The organism is Bacillus massiliglaciei (assembly GCF_900098925.1).
GTDB lineage: Bacteria > Bacillota > Bacilli > Bacillales > DSM-1321 > Peribacillus > Peribacillus massiliglaciei.
The window spans coordinates 123,560-142,599 of record NZ_LT622352.1 but is presented as its reverse complement, the minus strand read 5'-3'; the positions used below and the strand labels follow the sequence as shown (position 1 = coordinate 142,599).

The following is a 19,040-nucleotide window of genomic DNA, read 5'->3' as shown; positions in this document are numbered from 1 at the left end:
GACTTTACGGGTGAAGAAAAAATTAACGGGGGAGATAAACATGACCTATAACCAAATTCCAAAAGCGCAAGGTCTCTACCGTCCTGAATTTGAACATGATGCATGTGGGATCGGATTGTACGCTCATATTAAAGGCCTGGCAACACATGACATCGTCAAAAAAGGGCTGCAAATGCTCTGCCATTTAGACCACCGGGCAGGACAGGGAAGCGACCCGCTTACCGGAGACGGAGCAGGATTGATGGTTCAGATACCGGATCAGTATTTTCAAAATGTATGCCAGGATATGAATCTCCCGGAAAAAGGCCGCTACGGCGTGGGAATGATTTTCTTCTCGAATGATGAGGAAGAGAGAAACATAATCGAAACCCAGGTAAATGAATATATCGCACAAGAAGGGCAGAAGCTTCTTGGCTGGAGAACTGTACCTGTAAATGTCGGAAAAATCGGAAAAGTAGGGAGAGAGACCTGTCCGGTCATCCGTCAGGTATTCATTGGAGCGAGTGATGATGTGACAGATGAGCTTGAATTCGAACGTAAGCTGTTCTTAATCCGCAAGCAGGCGGAGCATTGGGCGAAGGACCTGAAAAAGCGCTTCTACTTTGCGAGCCTGTCCAGCCGCACGATTGTTTATAAAGGCCTTCTCACGCCTGAACAAGTAGATGCCTTTTATCTGGATTTGCAGGATGAATTATTTGTTTCCGCATTTGCTTTAGTGCATTCCCGCTTTAGTACGAATACATTCCCGAGTTGGGAAAGGGCGCATCCAAACCGCTACCTGATTCATAATGGGGAAATTAACACATTAAGAGGAAATATTAACTGGATGAAGGCACGGGAAAAACAATTTGTATCAGAGGCGTTCGGTGAGGAACTTTCAAAAGTGGCGCCAATCCTGGATACAGACGGAAGTGACTCATCTGTTCTGGATAACGCGCTTGAGTTTCTTGTTCTGGCAGGGAGAAAGCCAGCGCATGCGGCCATGATGCTGATTCCGGAGCCATGGAGCGAAAATCCGCATATTTCCAAAGAAAAGCGGGCGTTCTATGAATATCACAGCACATTGATGGAGCCATGGGACGGCCCGACGGCAATCTCTTTCACAGATGGAAAGCAGATCGGTGCAATTCTTGATCGAAATGGCTTGCGTCCGGCCCGATATTATGTGACAAAAGATGACTATATCGTTTTCTCCTCAGAAGTAGGCGTGATTCAGGTCGATCCGGAAAATGTTCTGTATAAGGACCGGCTGAGCCCAGGCAAGATGCTGCTGGTTGATTTAGAGGAAGGCCGCATCGTGTCAGATGAAGAAATCAAGTCGCAGATCTCCGGCGAGCTTCCGTATCAGGAATGGCTGGATGAGCAGCTGATCAAATTGGATGAGACGAAAGAAGAAGATACTGAAGTTCTTCCGGATTTGCTGACGCGCCAGCAGGCATTCGGGTTCACATATGAAGATATCCATAAATATTTGATCCCGGTCGTGACAGAAGGGAAGGACCCGATCGGTTCCATGGGGAACGATACGCCGCTTGCCGTACTGTCAGACCGTCCGCAGCTGCTGTTCAATTATTTTAAACAGCTATTTGCCCAGGTGACGAATCCGCCAATCGATTCCATTCGCGAACAGCTTGTTACTTCAACCGTTACGTATTTGGGAGCAGAGGGCAACCTGCTTCATCCGAACCAGGGGAACTGCCGCCGCATTCAGCTTGACACACCGGTATTAACAAGCGGCCAGATGGCATTGCTGAAGGAAAATGTATATGAAGGATTTAAAAGCAAAATCATTCAGACTCTTTTTTCTGAAGATTTAGAAACAAGTCTGGAGCGGGTATTCCAGGAAGCAGAACAGGCTATTGAAGAAGGAGCGAGTCTGCTGATCCTTTCTGACCGGGAAATGACGGCAGAGAAAGCTGCAATTCCATCCTTATTGGCGGCAAGCGCCCTGCATCAGCAGCTTGTCCGAAAAGGGGACCGCACGAAAGTAAGCCTGATTGTGGAATCCGGCGAAGTAAGGGAAGTTCACCACTTTGCCGCCTTGATTGGATACGGCACAGACGCTGTATATCCGTATCTGGCTTATGAAACATATAAACAGGAAATCGAAGAAGGGCGTTTAGAAACGAGTCTGGAGGAAGCGGTCAGCAAGTACGTGAATGGTGTGACAGAGGGTGTTGTCAAAGTCATGTCCAAAATGGGAATTTCCACTGTCCAAAGCTACCGCGGCGCACAGATTTTTGAAGCGGTCGGCCTTGGAGAGCAGGTTATTGCGAACCATTTCAGCGGCACTGCTTCGCAGATCGGCGGCATTGAATTAGAAACGCTTGCGGAAGAAACATTAATCCGCCACCGTGCTGCCTATGCGGAGAAAGTGGATGATACCCTGGATTCAGGAAGCGACTTCCAATGGAGAAAAACAGGTGAGCATCATGCCTTCAATCCAAAAACCATTCATACACTGCAATGGGCGTGCCGAAAAGGGGACTATGCACTGTATAAACAATATTCCCATGCGGCCAATGAAGAGCGAATCGGCTTCCTTCGCAACCTGTTTTCTTTCGATGAATCAAGAAAACCGATTTCGATCGATGAAGTGGAATCTGCTGACTCGATTGTGAAACGTTTTAAATCAGGAGCCATGTCCTTCGGTTCATTGAGCCAGGAGGCGCACGAGACATTGGCGATTGCGATGAACCGTTTAGGGGCGAAGAGCAACAGCGGCGAAGGCGGGGAGCACCCAAGCCGATATCAGCCGGATGCCAACGGAGACAACCGCCGAAGCGGAATCAAACAAATCGCTTCAGGCCGCTTCGGAGTAAAGAGCCATTATCTTGTCAATGCAGATGAATTGCAAATTAAGATGGCACAGGGAGCAAAGCCGGGAGAAGGCGGCCAGCTGCCGGGCAATAAAGTGTATCCATGGGTAGCGGAAGTAAGAGGATCGACTCCGGGAGTCGGATTGATTTCACCGCCGCCGCATCACGATATATACTCCATCGAGGATTTAGCCCAGCTGATCCACGATTTGAAAAATGCGAACCGCAAGGCAAGAATCAGCGTCAAGCTTGTTTCGAAAGCGGGTGTCGGCACCATCGCTGCAGGTGTAGCCAAAGGAGCGGCTGACGTTATTGTCATCAGCGGCTATGACGGCGGAACCGGTGCCTCTCCGAAAACGAGCATCAAGCATACGGGCTTGCCATGGGAGCTTGGTCTTGCGGAAGCGCATCAGACCCTGATGCTGAATGGCCTTCGCGACCGGGTTGTCCTGGAGACGGACGGCAAGCTCATGACTGGAAGGGACGTTGTAATGGCGGCCATTCTGGGAGCTGAAGAGTACGGATTTGCGACTGCTCCATTGATTGTTCTTGGCTGCATTATGATGCGCGCCTGCCATCTTGATACATGTCCGGTAGGAGTTGCGACTCAGAACCCTGAGCTGCGTGCGAAATTCATGGGAACGGCAGATCATGTCGTGAATTATATGAAGTTTGTCGCTGAAGAAGTTCGGGAGCTATTGGCTGAGCTTGGCTTCAGAACAATGGAGGAACTGGTTGGACGGACAGATATCCTGAAAGTGAGCGAACGGGCGAAAGCGCACTGGAAGGCGAAGCACCTTGATTTGTCTGCCTTGCTGCTGCAGCCGGAAGGAAACCGGACTTTTAAATCGCCGCAAAACCATAAAATCGAGGAGTCGCTTGATATGAAGGAACTTCTTCCTGCTGTATCAGCTGCGATCGAGCAGAAAAAGGCCGTTGATTTATCCTTCCCGATTTCGAATGTGAACCGGGTGGCCGGAACGATTGTCGGAAGCGAAATCTCGAAGCTGTACGGGGAAGAAGGACTGCCAGAAGATACCATAACGCTTCGTTTCACCGGTTCGGCGGGACAGAGCTTCGGGGCTTTCATCCCGGCTGGCATGACCATGCACCTTACCGGTGACGTGAATGACTATATCGGAAAAGGACTGTCCGGCGGGAAGCTGATCGTCAAGGCGCCGTCTGAAGTGGATTATTCATCAAGTGATAACGTTATTGCCGGAAATGTTGCGTTCTATGGAGCGACAGACGGTGAAGCCTATATTAACGGGCGTGCCGGAGAGCGTTTTGCCGTACGTAACAGCGGAGCCAATGTAGTGGTCGAAGGCATCGGCGATCACGGATGTGAATATATGACGGGAGGCCGTATTGTGGTACTTGGAGAAGTAGGTAAAAACTTTGCGGCAGGTATGTCAGGCGGAATTGCCTATATCCTTGCAGATGAAGTGGAAGAATTCAAGGAACTGTGCACCCCGGAAATGATTCGTTTTGAAGCGTTGGAACATCCAGAAGATATCAATGAAGTGAAAGAAATGATTTTCAGACATCTTGAATATACAGACAGCGCGAAAGCAGCATACGTGCTGAACAATTGGGATCAGGCACAGCGAAAATTCGTCAAAGTCATTCCGAAAGATTACAAACGGATCATGGAATTGATTGAACAGCAAAGAAAAGCAGGTCTGTCTGATGAAGAAGCGGCAATGGCAGCTTTTCAGGTGAATGCAGCAAACGGAAAAAAGCCGGCGCCTGACCTTCTTGAGAAGGTCCCGCAATAAAGGGAGGAGAGAGGAACATGGGAAAAACAACTGGTTTTATGGAATATAGCCGTGAAAAGTCATCGGAACGAAATCCGTTGGAACGGACCGGAGACTGGAAAGAATATTCAGCCCCTTTCTCTGATGAAAAATTAAGCAGGCAGGGGGCGCGGTGCATGGACTGCGGCACGCCTTTCTGCCATATGGGCACTCAGATCAATGGTGTCACAACTGGCTGTCCGATCCATAATCTGATTCCTGAATGGAATGATCTGGTTTACCGCGGACGCTGGAAGGAAGCATTGGAGCGGCTGTTAAAGACGAATAACTTCCCTGAATTTACAGGGAGGGTCTGCCCGGCCCCTTGCGAAGGCTCCTGTACGCTGTCCATTACCGATCCTGCGGTGGCCATTAAGAGCATTGAAAGAACCATCATTGATAAAGGCTTTGAAAATGGCTGGATCCAGCCGCGCATTCCTGAAAAGCGCACAGGCCGCAAAATTGCGATTGTCGGTTCAGGTCCTGCAGGACTGGCAAGTGCAGACCAGCTGAATCAGGCCGGACATTCAGTGACCGTCTATGAGCGTGCTGACCGTCCTGGCGGCCTTCTCACTTATGGCATCCCGAATATGAAGCTTGAGAAAGACGTGGTCGAACGAAGAATCAAGCTTTTGCGCCAAGAAGGGATCGATTTCGTTACGAATACAGAAGTCGGCAGGGATATCACTGCGGAAGAGCTGAAGGAGCAATATGACGCCGTGATTCTTTGTACCGGAGCTCAAAAGCAGCGTGATTTGGCAATAGAGGGAAGAGAAGCGAAAGGCATCCACTTAGCAATGGATTACTTGACCACAACGACGAAAAGCCTTCTTGATTCCGACTTTGAAGACGGACAGTTTCTGAATACAGAAGGAAAAGATGTCATCGTTATTGGCGGCGGTGATACCGGTGCCGACTGTGTGGCAACCGCGCTCCGCCAAAAATGCCGCACGGTTGTCCAGTTCGGCAAGCACCCTCAGCTTCCGGCTGAACGATCAACAGATAATATGTGGCCGGCATATCCGGACATTTTCAGGCTTGAATATGCGTATGAAGAAGCGGAAGCCCAGTTTGGGGCTGATCCTCGCCAGTACTCTATTCAGACTAAGAAAATCGTAGCCGATGAGAATGGTCATGTAAAAGAACTTCATACGATTCAAATGGAGAAAAAAAGAACGGAAAACGGCCAATATGTCTTCAAGGAAATTCCGGGAACAGAAAAAGTATGGCCTGCACAGTTCGTCTTCATTGCCATCGGCTTTGAAGGGACAGAACAGCCGCTGCTTGAACAGTTCAATGTTAAATCTGTGAACCAAAAAATTGAAGCAGCGTATGGCGAATATAAGACCAATGTAGACGGAGTATTTGCTGCCGGTGATGCCAGAAGAGGGCAAAGCTTGATTGTCTGGGCAATCAATGAGGGACGCGAAGTGGCCCGTGAAGTAGATGCCTATCTTATGGGGAGTACAGTATTACCTTAACTCTTTGAAAAGGAGGTCCGAGTTTCCGGGTCTCCTTTTTCATGAGTGTGTGGAAAAAAGGCAAGTTGATTGAAGAAACAGGAATATAATGGTATGATTTGAATGTTTTTTAAGAGTTAGTTTTATACATATGTACTGCAGAGAGATAAGGGGATTTGGAGTGCGGGAGTCTCTTGCTTATATGGTGGATCCTCGTTTTGCGATGGCTGTAGGTTTTCGCTGATTCTTACGAATTGAGTGCAACCGGATGCACAGTGTCGGAATTGCCTGGGGGGGCAATGGAGGAAGATGATGGATGGTTGTTCATCACTCACATATTCACCTAGCAGGAGGATTCTAGCAGAAGGAAACGTAGGGAAGGGGAGGATTTTTTACCAAGCATCTTTATCGGGATTAGCCAAATGTATATAAATATAGTAGACTAAGAGATATCGTTTTGAAGAGAAGGTCGATCCATTTTTATGAAGAATAAAAAATTAAGGTATATACCGGCATTATCTATACTATTGCTATTAATATGCATTATATTTATTGTGTTTTTTTCCTATCTTAATATAAAAAAATCGGTAGAGCGATCGATTGCCAATCAAAATATTATGGTAGCTAAATCGGTGGCAAACAATATGAATGTCGAAACGTATAAGCGCTTTCTTAAAAATCCGCAGGTCAACGAGGATTATAGAGCCATCCATGATTATTTAAATGATGCCAGACAAAAAAGCGGAGCCCTTTTTGTTTATACGATGGACCTTAGTTCAGAAGGCGGCTGTAAATCCTTGATCGTCGGGATGCCGGATGTGAGAGACTTTCCGATTGGCGGGAAATGTACGGTGCCAATTGAGCAAATTAAGAACGCAGAAGCAGGGGATGCTTTTTTTACAGAAATTATTGAAGATTCCCGCTATGATGATTATCAGACGGTCGGAGTGCCGATTAAGGACCACTATGGACATATCATCGGTTATCTTGGGTTCGATGTCAGTGCGGAAGTAATCAGCAGCATTACGGGGAAAGTGCTGAAGAGCAGTTTGATCCATCTTTCGATCATTGGTTTTTTCATTATTGCTTTGGTCATCTTCTTGTTTTTTATGCAGCGATGGTATCAAAAAGAGCTGAAAAAAGAAGTAGGGGATACGGAAAATATCTATCAGGCAGAGTTCCAATCCTTGATGGCCTCGGTTCAATCATTAAGGCACGACTTCTCGAATCATATCCAAGTCGTGCACGGTCTCTTGAAAATCGGGAAGGAAGAAGTGGCCCTCGGTTATTTGAATGACCTGGCAAAGGATATTCATTCGATTGAATCCGTGAAATTAAATATCGACAATCCGGGTTTGTCCGTGCTTTTAGAGACGAAGCGCCTGTCCGCTCAAAATTATAATATTGATATCTCGATGGACATTTCCAATCATCCATTCGACCAAATGAAAACCCTTGACTTGATCAAGATGCTTTCCAATTTAATCGATAATGCCATTGAAGCTGCAATTGAGCTGCCTGAATCGCAGCGGAAGCTTGCCGTGATTTGCAAAGCAAATGAAGACGAATATCTATTCGAAGTGAATAATACAGGACCTGAGATTCTGGACAAAGATATCATCTTTAAAAGAGGCTATTCTACGAAGAAAAAGAAAGCAGAAGATGAGACGAGGGGACAGGGCCTGTTCATCGTGAAGGAACTGGTTCAGCAATATGGTGGAACGCTGGATTTAGATTCCAATAAGGAAGGGACGTTTATCCGGGTAGCGATACCGGTCTAAACCCATAGGAGCCCCGCTGGCAGACAGCGGGGCTTTTGACTGCGGACAAACGTTTGCTTTGTGACACTTTTTGATGATTGTGGGGATTCAGTGTCTTTTTTTCAGTAATTGAATTTCAATGTACAGCTGCATGCGGGAGTGGAAGTCTGTGAAGTCGATGGATGTCAGTTCAGCGATTTGGTTCAGGCGGTACTTCAATGTATTTGGGTGGATATAGAGTTTTTCGGCTGTCGGTTTGATTTTGCAATTGTTCAGTAAATAGATCTCCAGCGTCTGAATGAGCTTCGTCTGGCTTTCCTCGTCTTTCTGCTGCAGGGATGCCAGATTTTCGTTTTGATAGTCTGTCTTTTTCTGATATTCCCAGATTGGTTCAAGGTATCGGAAAATGCCGAGCTTGTTAAACTCATAAGGAAGATGCTCGGAAGTGCCAATAAAGGCGGCCGCTTTGATTACTTCCATTGCCTCAATATAGCTTCTTCTCATTTGGAGAATGGAGCTGTATTCATTTCCAATGCCTGCATACATCTTATGTGGGTAAAACTGATTGAGTACGGTCTCAGTCAGCTCTAAAGCGCCGGAAGTGAGAGAGTCACTGCTGTGTACCCTGCTGCCATGCAGGATGAGGATATGATTTTGGTCTGTGAAGACATGGGTGAGATGGGGCAGGGCATTGGCAAAGAGCTGGATTGTTTCCAAGGCTTCGCTGAACAGCTCCCCATCAGGTTCAGCAATGGAAAAAACGTGAAGAAGGAAGGTGCCGGGGATGACAATATTGAGATCGGCTGCTTCCCATTTAATCTTGTCTTCGTTAAGGTTATTGTCATGAATGATTTTATTGTAAAGTTTATTCCTTTTTAGATGATTTTGCTGTTTTTCTTGGTTTTTTTGATGAAGGAGCTTTCCTATATGAAATGAAGCCTGGTGCAGCAGTTCCAGCTCTTCATCGCTCATTGGGTCTGTTTCCTGCACCCAGATATAGCCCAATATCTGATCCTTATAGACCATGCTGACGACCACCCGCTGGTTCAGATCGATTTCTTTCATTTGTCTGACTCTGAAAGGGTGCGGCGTGTTTCGCAGCTGATCGACGATGCCTTCATCCATGAATTTTTCCAAAATCGAAATCGGCCACCGTTTGGTGATGATGGTCTGTTTGTTGACCTGGTCAAAGTGGTCGATCGAGTAGGAGCTGTATGCAAGCAGGGAAAACTGTTCGTTTTCAATGATGATTGGTTTTTTTAAGTAGGTGCTTAAATCTTCGGCGATGTCATTGATGTCGGTGAGTGTGACGATTTTATCCAGCAGCATGGACGATCCCTCCAATCTTCTCTCTTTTTATCATACTGAGAAAAGATGGAAGTGTATAGGAAAAAGGGGAGGCTGCTTCGGTTTCGCTTTCATCTGTCTGATTGGTGGTACAATCATTAGAAACCGAGTAATAGGAGGGTACGGATATGGGGGATTTGTATTTTAGAGATATTGACAGGACGAATGAAAGGGCGGTTAGAAATATCAGGCTAAAGCCCGGTCAGGAAACGTTCATTGAAACCGTGGATGATTGTTTAAAGGAAGCTGATATGTACCGTCAATGGCATCCGGTCGCTATCTACTATGAGGAGGAAGTCATCGGATTCGCGATGTACGGTTCGTTTGGCCCGAATAAAGACACGTGGATAGACCGAATCATGATAGACAAACGATATCAAGGCAGGGGATTTGGAAGAATGGCGATGCTGAAGCTGATGGATATTGTTTCGAAAGAATATGGGGTAAACGTGATCTATTTAAGTATCATGGAGGAAAACAAACAAGCCTATCATTTATATACAAGTATTGGATTTGAGTCCATGGATGAAAGAGATCCGAATGGAGAACTTCTATTTAGATATAAAATGGGAAAGAATGAGAAAAATAGATTCATATAAAAAGAGGGGCGGAGGAACAAGAAATTCTTGTTCTCCGCCCTTTGACATAGGCAGCCTTATTCTTGCAGGTTTCTTTGGAAATTCTCAAACTGAGACTCTGTTTCCTGATCTGGTTTTTGTGTCAGCAGGCTGACGATGACGATGGCAGCCAGACTGAAGATGAACCCGGGAATCATTTCGTACAGCCAGTCAGAAAGCCCGTTATAGGACCAAATGATGACCGTGACAGCACCGACAACCATACCGGCTAGTGCTCCCCATTTGGTCATGCGTTTCCAGAACAGGCTCAGCAGGATCAGCGGTCCGAAGGAAGAGCCGAATCCGGCCCAGGCGTAGCCGACCAGGGACAGGATCGTATCATTTTTCTCCCAGGAAATAAGGAGGGCGATGATGGCGATCGCGAGAACGGACAGTCTGCCGAGCAGAACGAGCTCCTTATCTGAAGCGGATCTTTTGGCAAACGTTTTATACAGATCCTCCGTCAGCGAGCTTGCTGAAACGAGCAGCTGGGAGGAAATCGTACTCATAATCGCCGCCAGTATTGCCGAAATGAGGAAGCCTGTAATAAGTGGGTGGAAGAGGATTTCTCCGAGTACAATGAAGACGGTCTCCGGATCATCGAGCTTCAGGTTATTTTCTGAAAAGTAGGTGATGCCGATAAATCCGGTTAGCATAGCGCCAATGCTTGAGAAAATCATCCAGCCCATGCCGATATTGCGTGCTTTTTTTACTTCCTTTACGGAGGAGATGGCCATGAACCGGACAATGATATGCGGCTGTCCGAAATAGCCAAGTCCCCATGCAAACAGGGAGATGATGCCCAGGATGCTTGTTCCTTTAAAGATGTCCAGAAGGGCTGGATCAATGGACCGTGCCGTATCGATGGAAGGGCCGAATCCGCCTACATGAATAAGCGTTACAATCGGAACGAGAATAAGAGCGATGAACATGATGATTCCCTGTACGAAATCGGTCCAGCTGACGGCAAGGAAACCGCCGAACAGGGTGTAAGCGACAACGACTCCTGCCACGATCCAAAGTCCTGTATGGTAATCCAGGCCAAAAGTGCTTTGAAACAGAACCCCGCCCGATACCATTCCGGATGAAACATAAAAAGTAAAGAAAATTAAGATAACTAAGGCTGATACAATCCGCAGGATATGCGAGGCATCCTTAAAGCGGTTTTCCAAGTAGGAGGGGATGGTGATTGAATTATTGGCGACCTCCGTATACACCCTGAGCCGCGGGGCAACATACAGCCAGTTCGCATAGGCTCCAAGTGTAAGTCCAATGACGATCCAGGCAGAGCTGAGGCCGGTGGCATACATAGCGCCCGGCAGACCCATCAAAAGCCAGCCGCTCATATCGGAAGCGCCGGCGCTCAAAGCCGTGACAGCTGCGCCAAGTCCCCGTCCGCCCAGCATATAATCCGTTAAATTGGCTGTCCTTCTGTAGGCATAATAGCCGATTAATAACATGCCCAGCATATACAGGCAGATTGAAATAGTGAGCTGATAATTTTCCATAGATTGCTCCTTCCAAGACATAAAGTAATGTTCTAAAAGGAGGAAGCGCCTGTACGGTCACTTCCTCCTTGTTTGCTATGATCCTAGTATACTCTATAATTAAAAGGTTTCGGAAGTAGTTTTAGCCTGCATGTGCAGCTGTAAATAGTCCGGCCCTCCGGCTTTGGAGTCCGTTCCGGACATATTGAATCCTCCGAATGGCTGATAGCCGACAATGGCTCCTGTGCAGCCGCGGTTGAAGTATAGATTTCCGACATGGAATTCCTCCCGTGCCTTCTCCATATTCAGGCGGTTTTTGGTAATGACCGCGCCGGTTAAGCCGTATTCCGTATTGTTGGCAATCTCGATGGCTTCATCAAAATCTTTTGCTTTGGAAAAGGCGACGACCGGGCCGAAGATTTCTTCCTGCATCAGCCGGGCCTGTGGATCGACATCCGCGACAATGGTCGGCTGGATGAAGTAGCCGACAGAACTGTCGCCTTCTCCTCCGGCAAGTATCCGTCCCTCTTTTCTGCCAATCTCTATATAGCTCATCACTTTATCAAAGGCGGCCTGATCGATGACCGGTCCCATGAAAGAGTTTTCGGCGGGATTTCCGACAGTGAGCTCTTTTGTCAGCTCGACTGCCCGATTCAATACCTGGCCGTACACGTCTTCCACAATAACGGCCCGCGAACAGGCGGAGCATTTTTGCCCGGAAAAGCCGAATGCTGATTTAACGATGGATTGGGCAGCCAATTCAAGGTCCGCTTCCTTATCTACGACGATGGTATCTTTGCCGCCCATTTCCGCAATGACCCGCTTCAGCCAAATTTGCCCTTCGTTTAAAAGGGAAGCGCGCTTGAAGATTCGCAGGCCGACATCCCGTGAACCGGTGAAAGAAATGAAACGGGTATTAGGATGGTCAACAAGGTAATCGCCTACCTCAGCCCCGCTGCCCGGGACAAAGTTCAGAACACCGGAGGGGAGGCCTGCTTCCTGCATGACTTCCACGAACTTCGCAGCAACTATCGGAGTCGTGGATGCCGGTTTCAAGAGAACCGTATTTCCTGTGACAATGGCTGCAACCGTTGTTCCGGCCATGATGGCAAATGGGAAGTTCCACGGTGAAATGATGATCCCGACCCCTAATGGAATATAGTCATAGCGGTTATATTCGCCAGGCCTGCTTTGAACGGGCACACCATCTTTCAGCTTCAGCATCTGGCGGCCGTAGAATTCCAGGAAATCGATGGCTTCAGCCGTATCGGCATCCGCTTCATTCCATGGCTTTCCGGCTTCCTTCGTCAGAAGAGCAGAGAATTCATGCTTGCGGCGCCGGATGATCGCAGCCGCTTTAAATAGGACATCTGCCCGGATTTCCGGTTTTACTTTCTTCCAGCTTTTGAAGGCAGCTGTTGCTTCTTGCATGGCCTTTTCAGCCAGATCCTTATTCGCCTTGGACACCCGCCCGATGACTTCTTTTTTATCGGCCGGATTATAGGAGGTGATTTTTTCTTCCGTTACAACCTGTTCAGAACCGATATATAAGGGGTAATCCTGGCCAAGATAGGCCGATACGGTCTCAAGGCCTGCAAGATAGGCTTTTTTGTTATCCTCTTTTGAAAAGTCCGTGAATGCTTCATGTTTATATGGAATCATCCATCATCTCTCCTTTATCATGTGTAGTATCTTCTAGTTCTTGACCATCCCTTTAAAGGCGAAGGATATGTTAGCAGGGCGTTCGGCCATCCTCCTCATGAAATATCCATACCAGTCAAGCCCATAGGGGATATAGACCCGCATTTGATATCCCTGTCTCCTAAGTTCCAACTGTGTTTTGCTTCGCATGCCGTAAAGCATCTGAAATTCAAATTGGCTGACAGGAATCTGATGCTTCTTCGCCAGCTGCTTCGTGAATTCAATCATGTGATCATCATGAGTGGCGATGGCTGTATAATTGCCATTCAGCAAGCTTTTCTCTATCAGTCTTTTATAATTTTCATCGACCTCTTTTTTTTCGGGAAAAGCGACCTTCGGCGACTCCTTATAAGCCCCCTTCACAAGCCGGAGAAAAGGGCGGTATGGAGCCAGTTCCTCTAGATCCTGCTCTGTACGGTATAAATATGCTTGCAGGACCGTACTAATGCAGCGGTATTTCTCCTTCATTTCCCGGAAGATATCGAGTGTCTGCTGACAGCGGGTTTCATCTTCCATATCAATGGTGATCATGATTTGGTATGTCTCGGCTGTATTAAGAATCGAGGTTAAATTTTCTATGACAAGCTTCCGGCTGATATCGAGTCCAAGGGAGGTCAATTTCAGGGAAACCTGTGAATCAAGCTTTTCTTGATGAATCAGTTCAATGGCCTGGATGCATTCTGCCGCTCTTTCCCGGGTCAGCTCCTCGGAGTCGACAAATTCGCCAAGATGATCCACGGTCACTGACAGTCCTTTTTCATTCATATCTCGGATAATGCTGATGGAGCTCTTGAAATCTGTGCCGCCAATTAATCTTCCAGCTGCAAAACTTCCGCCGCGTTTCTTAGCAATCTTATTCAAAAAGCTATTTTTGGATAGAAACAAGAAGAAATCCCGTGTGATTGCTTCCATAATAACGACGCACCTCCACAGATAGTTTGCTACATCTTAATTTTAAAGAAGGGCACCCATTTTCACAATGTTCAGACATAACAATTATTTTCCAGTTTGGTTGTTGCTTTTGGACAGTCGCCATAAATCTACAAGATTAGTGACGGTTCAAGAGATTAGTTGTACAATGGATTCGGTATCGCCTTTTTTAAATGGGGCAAAACATGTGAAACTAGATAATAGGATGTGTTTAATAGATGAGAGAAATCGATGCATTTGAAATATTGGACGGGAAAGCGATTAAGTACTTGGATGCGTTCGGCACGCAGGACGGTATAGCCCTGAAGAGTAAATATGAGGGAAAGACCTACTGGATCTACGATTATTACTGCATGCACCCGAATTGTAAATGTAATGAGGTTTACCTTGAATTCGTGGAGGAAAAGCAAAATAAGGACGCTGCGGTTCAGCATTTCGGAGTCCGGATCCCATTTGGCGACGGAAATTATGTCATTGAGGATTATAATTTGGCGAAAGCGAAAGCAACGGAGATTGTTGAAGAGACTCTGAAATACAGTGAAGGCGTATTCGACTTATTCAAGCAGCGCTACAATCAAATGAAAGAAAAAGGCCAGCAGATCATCATTGACCATGCAAATGCACAGCGCCAGCCTTATGTGAATACGGAGGTAACCGGGAGAAACGAACCGTGTCCATGCGGAAGCGGTAAAAAATTCAAGAAATGCTGCGGAAAGGCTTCCTAAGCAAAAAAACAAACACCCTGACTGGGAACGCTGGGCGCTCTCTAGTCGGGGTGTTTTTATATTGGCCAATCTCCGGCAGATTATTTCCGGGGAAAACCTTCAGGCTGTGTCATATTTTTGTACCTTTCGACGCCAAGTTTCATATGCTGTTACAAGTTTTCTGATGAAGGCTATGCAAAATAGGAAAGCAGCGCAAAGCTGTTTAAAATAGGAATTAAATCCGATCAATCCTGTTTAAATGCTTCTCAAAGGCATGAAAGGCCTGATCGAGCCGCTTCGTATACTCGGTATGCTGCTGGTCCAGGTTTTCAATTTGCCTGATTTGTGAATCAATGCGGTTCATATCTTTGTTCAGCTGTTTCGTGCTAAGGGTTCCGGTATGGAGCTGTTGCATTTTTTGTTCCATCTGGCTGATTCTTTTTTCCAGACGGTCGGTCCGTATCTCCGTTTTTTTGGGCATGGAGGGCTTTGGGACAAAAACCGGACGTTTTTCCTCTCTTATTTCATTATTTTTAATCCATTTAAATTTAGGATCGGAGCTCGCCATATGCTTCCTCCTCTCTGGGTGAATCCCCTATACCTTATGCCGGGAGACAGGGAGATGACAGTGTTCCTGCCTAAAAAAGGCTCTGTTCAGAAAAAAAGAAGATATTGCTTTAGGAATGCGGGGAAAGAACGATATAATAAGGGGAAAGCAGGACGGAATTTCTTTTTATTGGAAAGTGAAACATAAATCCGTGCTATCCGTATAAAGTATAAGAATCCATGTTAGGAGTGTTAAGCAAATGAATCAGTTCCTGATGTTTGTTGTCCGGCTTTTGGTTGCCGCCCCTGCTGCTGTATTCATCTGGGTTGTCAGTTATTTACTGTTCAATCAGACGTTCTGGATTTCTGCGGGTGTTTCTCTCCTGACGGGAGTGATCATCTACGGATCCATGTCCCTTTATTACAACAGCCACTTTCTGAAGTCTAATGGTCTCACAAGAAGAGAGTATCAATATATTCGCAAGAACCTGAATGAAGCAAAGCCTAAAATTTCAAGGATTCAAAAAACCTTGCTGTCGATCCGCCATCTGCCATCTCTGAAGCAGCGGATTGAGCTGATCCGGATCATTCGGAAAATCAGCAAGCTGATAAAAAAAGAGCCTAAGCGCTTTTATAAGGCAGAACCCTTTTATTTTTCCCACTTGGATTCAGCGGTGGAGCTGACGGAAAAGTATATTCTGCTTTCTTCGCAGCCGATGAAGAACAAGGAAATCGACAAAGCGCTGTCTGAAACGAGGGTGACCCTGGCCCAGCTGACAGACACGGTTGAGCAGGACCTTGTGGAAATATTATCGGATGACATCGAACAGCTGAACTTTGAGCTGGACGTCGCGAAGAAATCGATAAAGAAGCCCCCATTTCTGGATGAAAGCAGGAGATTAAAATGAGTGAGAAGCCGAATCCTTCTTTACTGAAAAATACAGAATCGTCCAGCCTGCTGGACGAATTGCTGGCAGATCCGTTTACCGTTCCTTCTAAGGAAAAGTCTCCCGTTATGGGAGAGAAGCAGGAGCCAAAATCGGTCAAATTGATTGATGTTCTTCCTGAAGCCAACAGGCAGCGGGCCTATGAGCTGGCCAGGCAAATCAATCCAAAGGATACACAGGCAATGATTGCCTACGGGACACCTGCCCAGGCAAAACTGCTTGATTTCTCCCATGTAATGCTTGATCATGTCCAGAAAAAGGACGTAGGAGAAGTAGGCGAAATTATTCATGAGCTGATGCGTAAGCTTAATGAAGTGGCGCCGGATGACCTGAATGCGAAGAAGCCTTCCTTTTTCGGAAGGATGTTCGGCAAAGTATCCAGTTCGGTGCAGGAGGTTCTTTCCAAATATCAAAAGACAGGTTCACAGGTGGACAGAATCAGCGTAAAGCTGGAGCGCAGCAAGAATATGCTTCTGTCCGATATCGATATGCTGGAAAAGCTGTATGAAACCAATAAAGAATACTTCCACGCGCTAAACGTGTATATTGCTGCCGGCGAACTGAAGCTGGAGGAACTGTATAACAAGACAATCCCGGAACTAAAAAAGGCGGCTGAGACAGCGAATGACCAAATGAAGTTCCAGGAAGTCAATGATATGATTCAATTTGCCGACCGGCTTGATAAAAGGCTGCATGATCTGAAGCTCAGCCGTGAAATTACGATTCAGAGCGCCCCGCAAATCCGGCTGATCCAAAATACGAACCAGACATTGGCCGAGAAAATTCAATCCTCCATCATGACGGCGATTCCGCTGTGGAAAAACCAAGTGGCGATTGCACTGACGTTAATCAGGCAGCGGCATGCCGTCGAAGCGCAAAAGCAGGTCTCAAAGACTACGAATGATCTGCTTCTGAAAAATGCTGAAATGCTCAAGACCAATACAATTGAGACGGCGAAGGAAAATGAGCGCGGGCTGGTCGACATTGAAACATTGAAGAAGACGCAGGAAAGCCTGATTACAACGCTTGAGGAAACGATGAAGATCCAAGAAGAAGGACGTACAAAGCGCCGCCAGGCAGAGCTTGAGCTTGGGGCGATGGAAGACGAATTGAAACAAAAGCTGCTCGAAATAAAGGGCAGCTGACAAATTGGACCCCGGGAATCTTTCCGGGGGTTTTTTTATATTTTTTTCTTGATGAATCGGTCGTGGGTCAAATTGAGTGGTTACTTTTCATGACTATCGTTCGATTTACCTGTAAAGGATATTTGGTATTATTTTCTTTAAGAGGAAAATACCGAATAAAAAAATAGTATATATAGGCATATTGTTGGTTTTTCTGCAGAAATAGCGGGTAATGAAAATTATGGAAAAAGGGGTGAGGACTTGGATACCATTTCTAAAGTACGGGCACTGGCCAGGAAATATCAGCAGGCTTCTGATGAAGGCAATGAACATAAGCAGAATGTCACACAATTAATCCACACTTACGGAGATACCTGGTCGGGAAAGACACGGGAAAAGTTTGAGCAGCTGCATGATGAGATCAATAGCAAGTTTGTGAAATATATTCATGGCATGCAGGATATCAGTGAAGATCTCATGAATGCCGCGAATGAGATGGAGCGGATTAAGGCCGAGAAGGAGAGGCTGGAACAGCTGAGAAGACTTCAGGAGCTGCAAAGGCTTAACGCGTGCAGAGATCTAAACTAAGGAGGAGCACATGGCAAAGATATCAATCGATCCTGATAAACTGGAAGGCCTGGCAAATGGGCTGGTCACGGAAATGGCCAGCATTGAGGAAACCTGGCACAATCTTGAAATCGAGCTCTATCAGCTTCAGGCTGGATGCGAACCGGAATACAGTTATTGTTTAAGCGGGATAGGAGATAACTGGTCACCCGGCAGAAACCTGCTTGATGAACTGAGCAATGCAGAAATTTACATTCGTGATACGGCCAGTAAGTTTGCGGACCAGGATAACTATATTCAGAAGCTGTATAATCTGCACAGCCAATATGGGACCATGACTGCACTTGGAGGAACACTTGCCACACAGGGTGTCTATTATCTGATGGGACTGACAAGATTCAGCCAGGGAGCAGACGGAAGATATGTTTTGACACATAATCCGCTTCTTCAGAAGGTCGGAGATATGGTGGATAATTCCCGCTTTAGAGGACCCATACGGACGTTTATCAGTCCGACATCTCGTTTCACAAGCAGCCGTTTGAAACCGACAGCCGATTTGATTCATAAAAAGTATACGAAGTTTTTGCCAACAGATGCGGTTGATCTGGCCAATAATGTCCAAGGCTTCAAACATCAGTTTAGAAATCCCGCTGCTCCTAAAGTGAGTTTTAAGGAGGTTGTCAGGGCCGGCGGTAAATTAGCAAGAGGTAATGCTATTGTGACGGGGCTTGTCACTGCCGGATCTGAAGCTTTTGGAGCAGGCTTGAAGATTTCAGATAATTATGCGAAATATGGGGATAATCCAGCGGTTCTTAAAAGAGAAAATGCTAAGGCAGTAGGAAATGCCGTGAATAATACGGTCGCAATTACAGCAGGCTCCACTGCTGGGGCGATTTTGGGAGGTACAATCGGAAGCTTGGCAGGTCCAGTTGGAACAGTGATTGGAGCCACTGTTGGCTCATTTGTCGGAGGACTTGTGGGTGAGCAGGCGGCAAAATTAACCTCTGGTTTGGCACAAAAAGCGGCTATTGCCATGAAAGAGCCAATCAATGCGGGAATCAATCTTTTTAGAGAAGGGTTTCAAAAAGCCGGAAAAATTGTCGGTCCGGTCAATGACGGGATAGATGCAGTCAATAAAGAAATAAAAAAAGGGTTCAATAAAGTGAAAGATACAGCAGGTTCGCTTATGAATGGGGCTAAATCCTTTTTCGGCAAGAAACTTTCATTCGGATAGG

General features: G+C 46.5%; 14 protein-coding genes. 9 read left to right on the top strand and 5 right to left on the bottom strand.

Features of this window, described 5'->3' with window-relative positions:
• The first annotated feature begins 40 nt into the window (after positions 1 to 40).
• The 3 genes from gltB (at position 41) to BQ4305_RS02110 (ending at position 7,856) form a co-directional block, all read left to right on the top strand.
• Positions 41 to 4,597, top strand: a complete 4,557-nt coding sequence (gene gltB, locus BQ4305_RS02120; RefSeq protein ID WP_110926247.1) for a glutamate synthase large subunit — start codon at positions 41 to 43, stop codon at positions 4,595 to 4,597.
• A 17-nt stretch (positions 4,598 to 4,614) separates the two neighbouring features.
• Positions 4,615 to 6,096, top strand: a complete 1,482-nt coding sequence (gene gltD / locus BQ4305_RS02115) for a glutamate synthase small subunit (protein WP_110926246.1) — start codon at positions 4,615 to 4,617, stop codon at positions 6,094 to 6,096.
• Between the two features lie 623 nt (positions 6,097 to 6,719).
• Positions 6,720 to 7,856: a sensor histidine kinase gene (locus BQ4305_RS02110; RefSeq protein WP_234396847.1), complete on the top strand. Its 1,137-nt coding sequence runs from the start codon at positions 6,720 to 6,722 to the stop codon at positions 7,854 to 7,856.
• 87 nt (positions 7,857 to 7,943) lie between these two features.
• On the opposite strand, the gene BQ4305_RS02105 is transcribed toward BQ4305_RS02110, so the two are convergent.
• Positions 7,944 to 9,164, bottom strand: a complete 1,221-nt coding sequence (locus BQ4305_RS02105) for a PucR family transcriptional regulator (protein WP_110926244.1) — start codon at positions 9,162 to 9,164, stop codon at positions 7,944 to 7,946.
• Positions 9,165 to 9,310: 146 nt separating this feature from the next.
• Here BQ4305_RS02105 and BQ4305_RS02100 point away from each other — a divergent pair, with 146 nt between their 5' ends.
• Entirely contained in the window at positions 9,311 to 9,781 is a 471-nt protein-coding gene (locus BQ4305_RS02100; RefSeq protein WP_110926243.1) for a GNAT family N-acetyltransferase, read from the top strand.
• 56 nt (positions 9,782 to 9,837) lie between these two features.
• Here BQ4305_RS02100 and putP read toward each other — a convergent pair whose 3' ends face one another.
• The 3 genes from putP to BQ4305_RS02085 all read right to left on the bottom strand — a co-directional run bounded on the left by putP (position 9,838) and on the right by BQ4305_RS02085 (position 13,899).
• Positions 9,838 to 11,307: a sodium/proline symporter PutP gene (putP, locus tag BQ4305_RS02095; protein ID WP_110926242.1), complete on the bottom strand. Its 1,470-nt coding sequence runs from the start codon at positions 11,305 to 11,307 to the stop codon at positions 9,838 to 9,840.
• Positions 11,308 to 11,406: 99 nt separating this feature from the next.
• Entirely contained in the window at positions 11,407 to 12,948 is a 1,542-nt protein-coding gene (gene pruA / locus BQ4305_RS02090) for an L-glutamate gamma-semialdehyde dehydrogenase (RefSeq protein WP_110926241.1), read from the bottom strand.
• A 33-nt stretch (positions 12,949 to 12,981) separates the two neighbouring features.
• Complete coding sequence (locus tag BQ4305_RS02085; protein WP_110926240.1) at positions 12,982 to 13,899, bottom strand: proline dehydrogenase family protein; 918 nt, start codon at positions 13,897 to 13,899, stop codon at positions 12,982 to 12,984.
• A 236-nt stretch (positions 13,900 to 14,135) separates the two neighbouring features.
• Here BQ4305_RS02085 and BQ4305_RS02080 point away from each other — a divergent pair, with 236 nt between their 5' ends.
• Entirely contained in the window at positions 14,136 to 14,642 is a 507-nt protein-coding gene (locus BQ4305_RS02080) for an SEC-C metal-binding domain-containing protein (protein WP_110926239.1), read from the top strand.
• Between the two features lie 214 nt (positions 14,643 to 14,856).
• Here the strand turns inward: BQ4305_RS02080 and BQ4305_RS02075 are convergent, their stop codons facing one another.
• Positions 14,857 to 15,189 (bottom strand): hypothetical protein, encoded by a 333-nt coding sequence (locus tag BQ4305_RS02075; RefSeq protein ID WP_110926238.1) that lies wholly within the window; start codon positions 15,187 to 15,189, stop codon positions 14,857 to 14,859.
• A 238-nt stretch (positions 15,190 to 15,427) separates the two neighbouring features.
• On the opposite strand from BQ4305_RS02075, the gene BQ4305_RS02065 reads away from it, so the two are divergent.
• From BQ4305_RS02065 to BQ4305_RS02050, 4 genes are all read left to right on the top strand, one after another.
• Complete coding sequence (locus tag BQ4305_RS02065; protein ID WP_110926236.1) at positions 15,428 to 16,075, top strand: 5-bromo-4-chloroindolyl phosphate hydrolysis family protein; 648 nt, start codon at positions 15,428 to 15,430, stop codon at positions 16,073 to 16,075.
• On the top strand, positions 16,072 to 17,259 hold the full coding sequence (locus tag BQ4305_RS02060) for a toxic anion resistance protein (RefSeq protein ID WP_110926235.1): 1,188 nt from the start codon (positions 16,072 to 16,074) through the stop codon (positions 17,257 to 17,259). Before BQ4305_RS02065 ends, BQ4305_RS02060 begins: the two co-directional genes overlap by 4 nt.
• A 240-nt stretch (positions 17,260 to 17,499) precedes the next feature.
• Complete coding sequence (locus BQ4305_RS02055; RefSeq protein ID WP_199880512.1) at positions 17,500 to 17,826, top strand: WXG100 family type VII secretion target; 327 nt, start codon at positions 17,500 to 17,502, stop codon at positions 17,824 to 17,826.
• Between the two features lie 10 nt (positions 17,827 to 17,836).
• The gene (locus BQ4305_RS02050) at positions 17,837 to 19,039 is read left to right on the top strand and encodes a glycine zipper domain-containing protein (RefSeq protein ID WP_110926233.1); all 1,203 of its coding nucleotides are present in this window, start codon (positions 17,837 to 17,839) and stop codon (positions 19,037 to 19,039) included.
• Position 19,040: the final 1 nt, after the last annotated feature.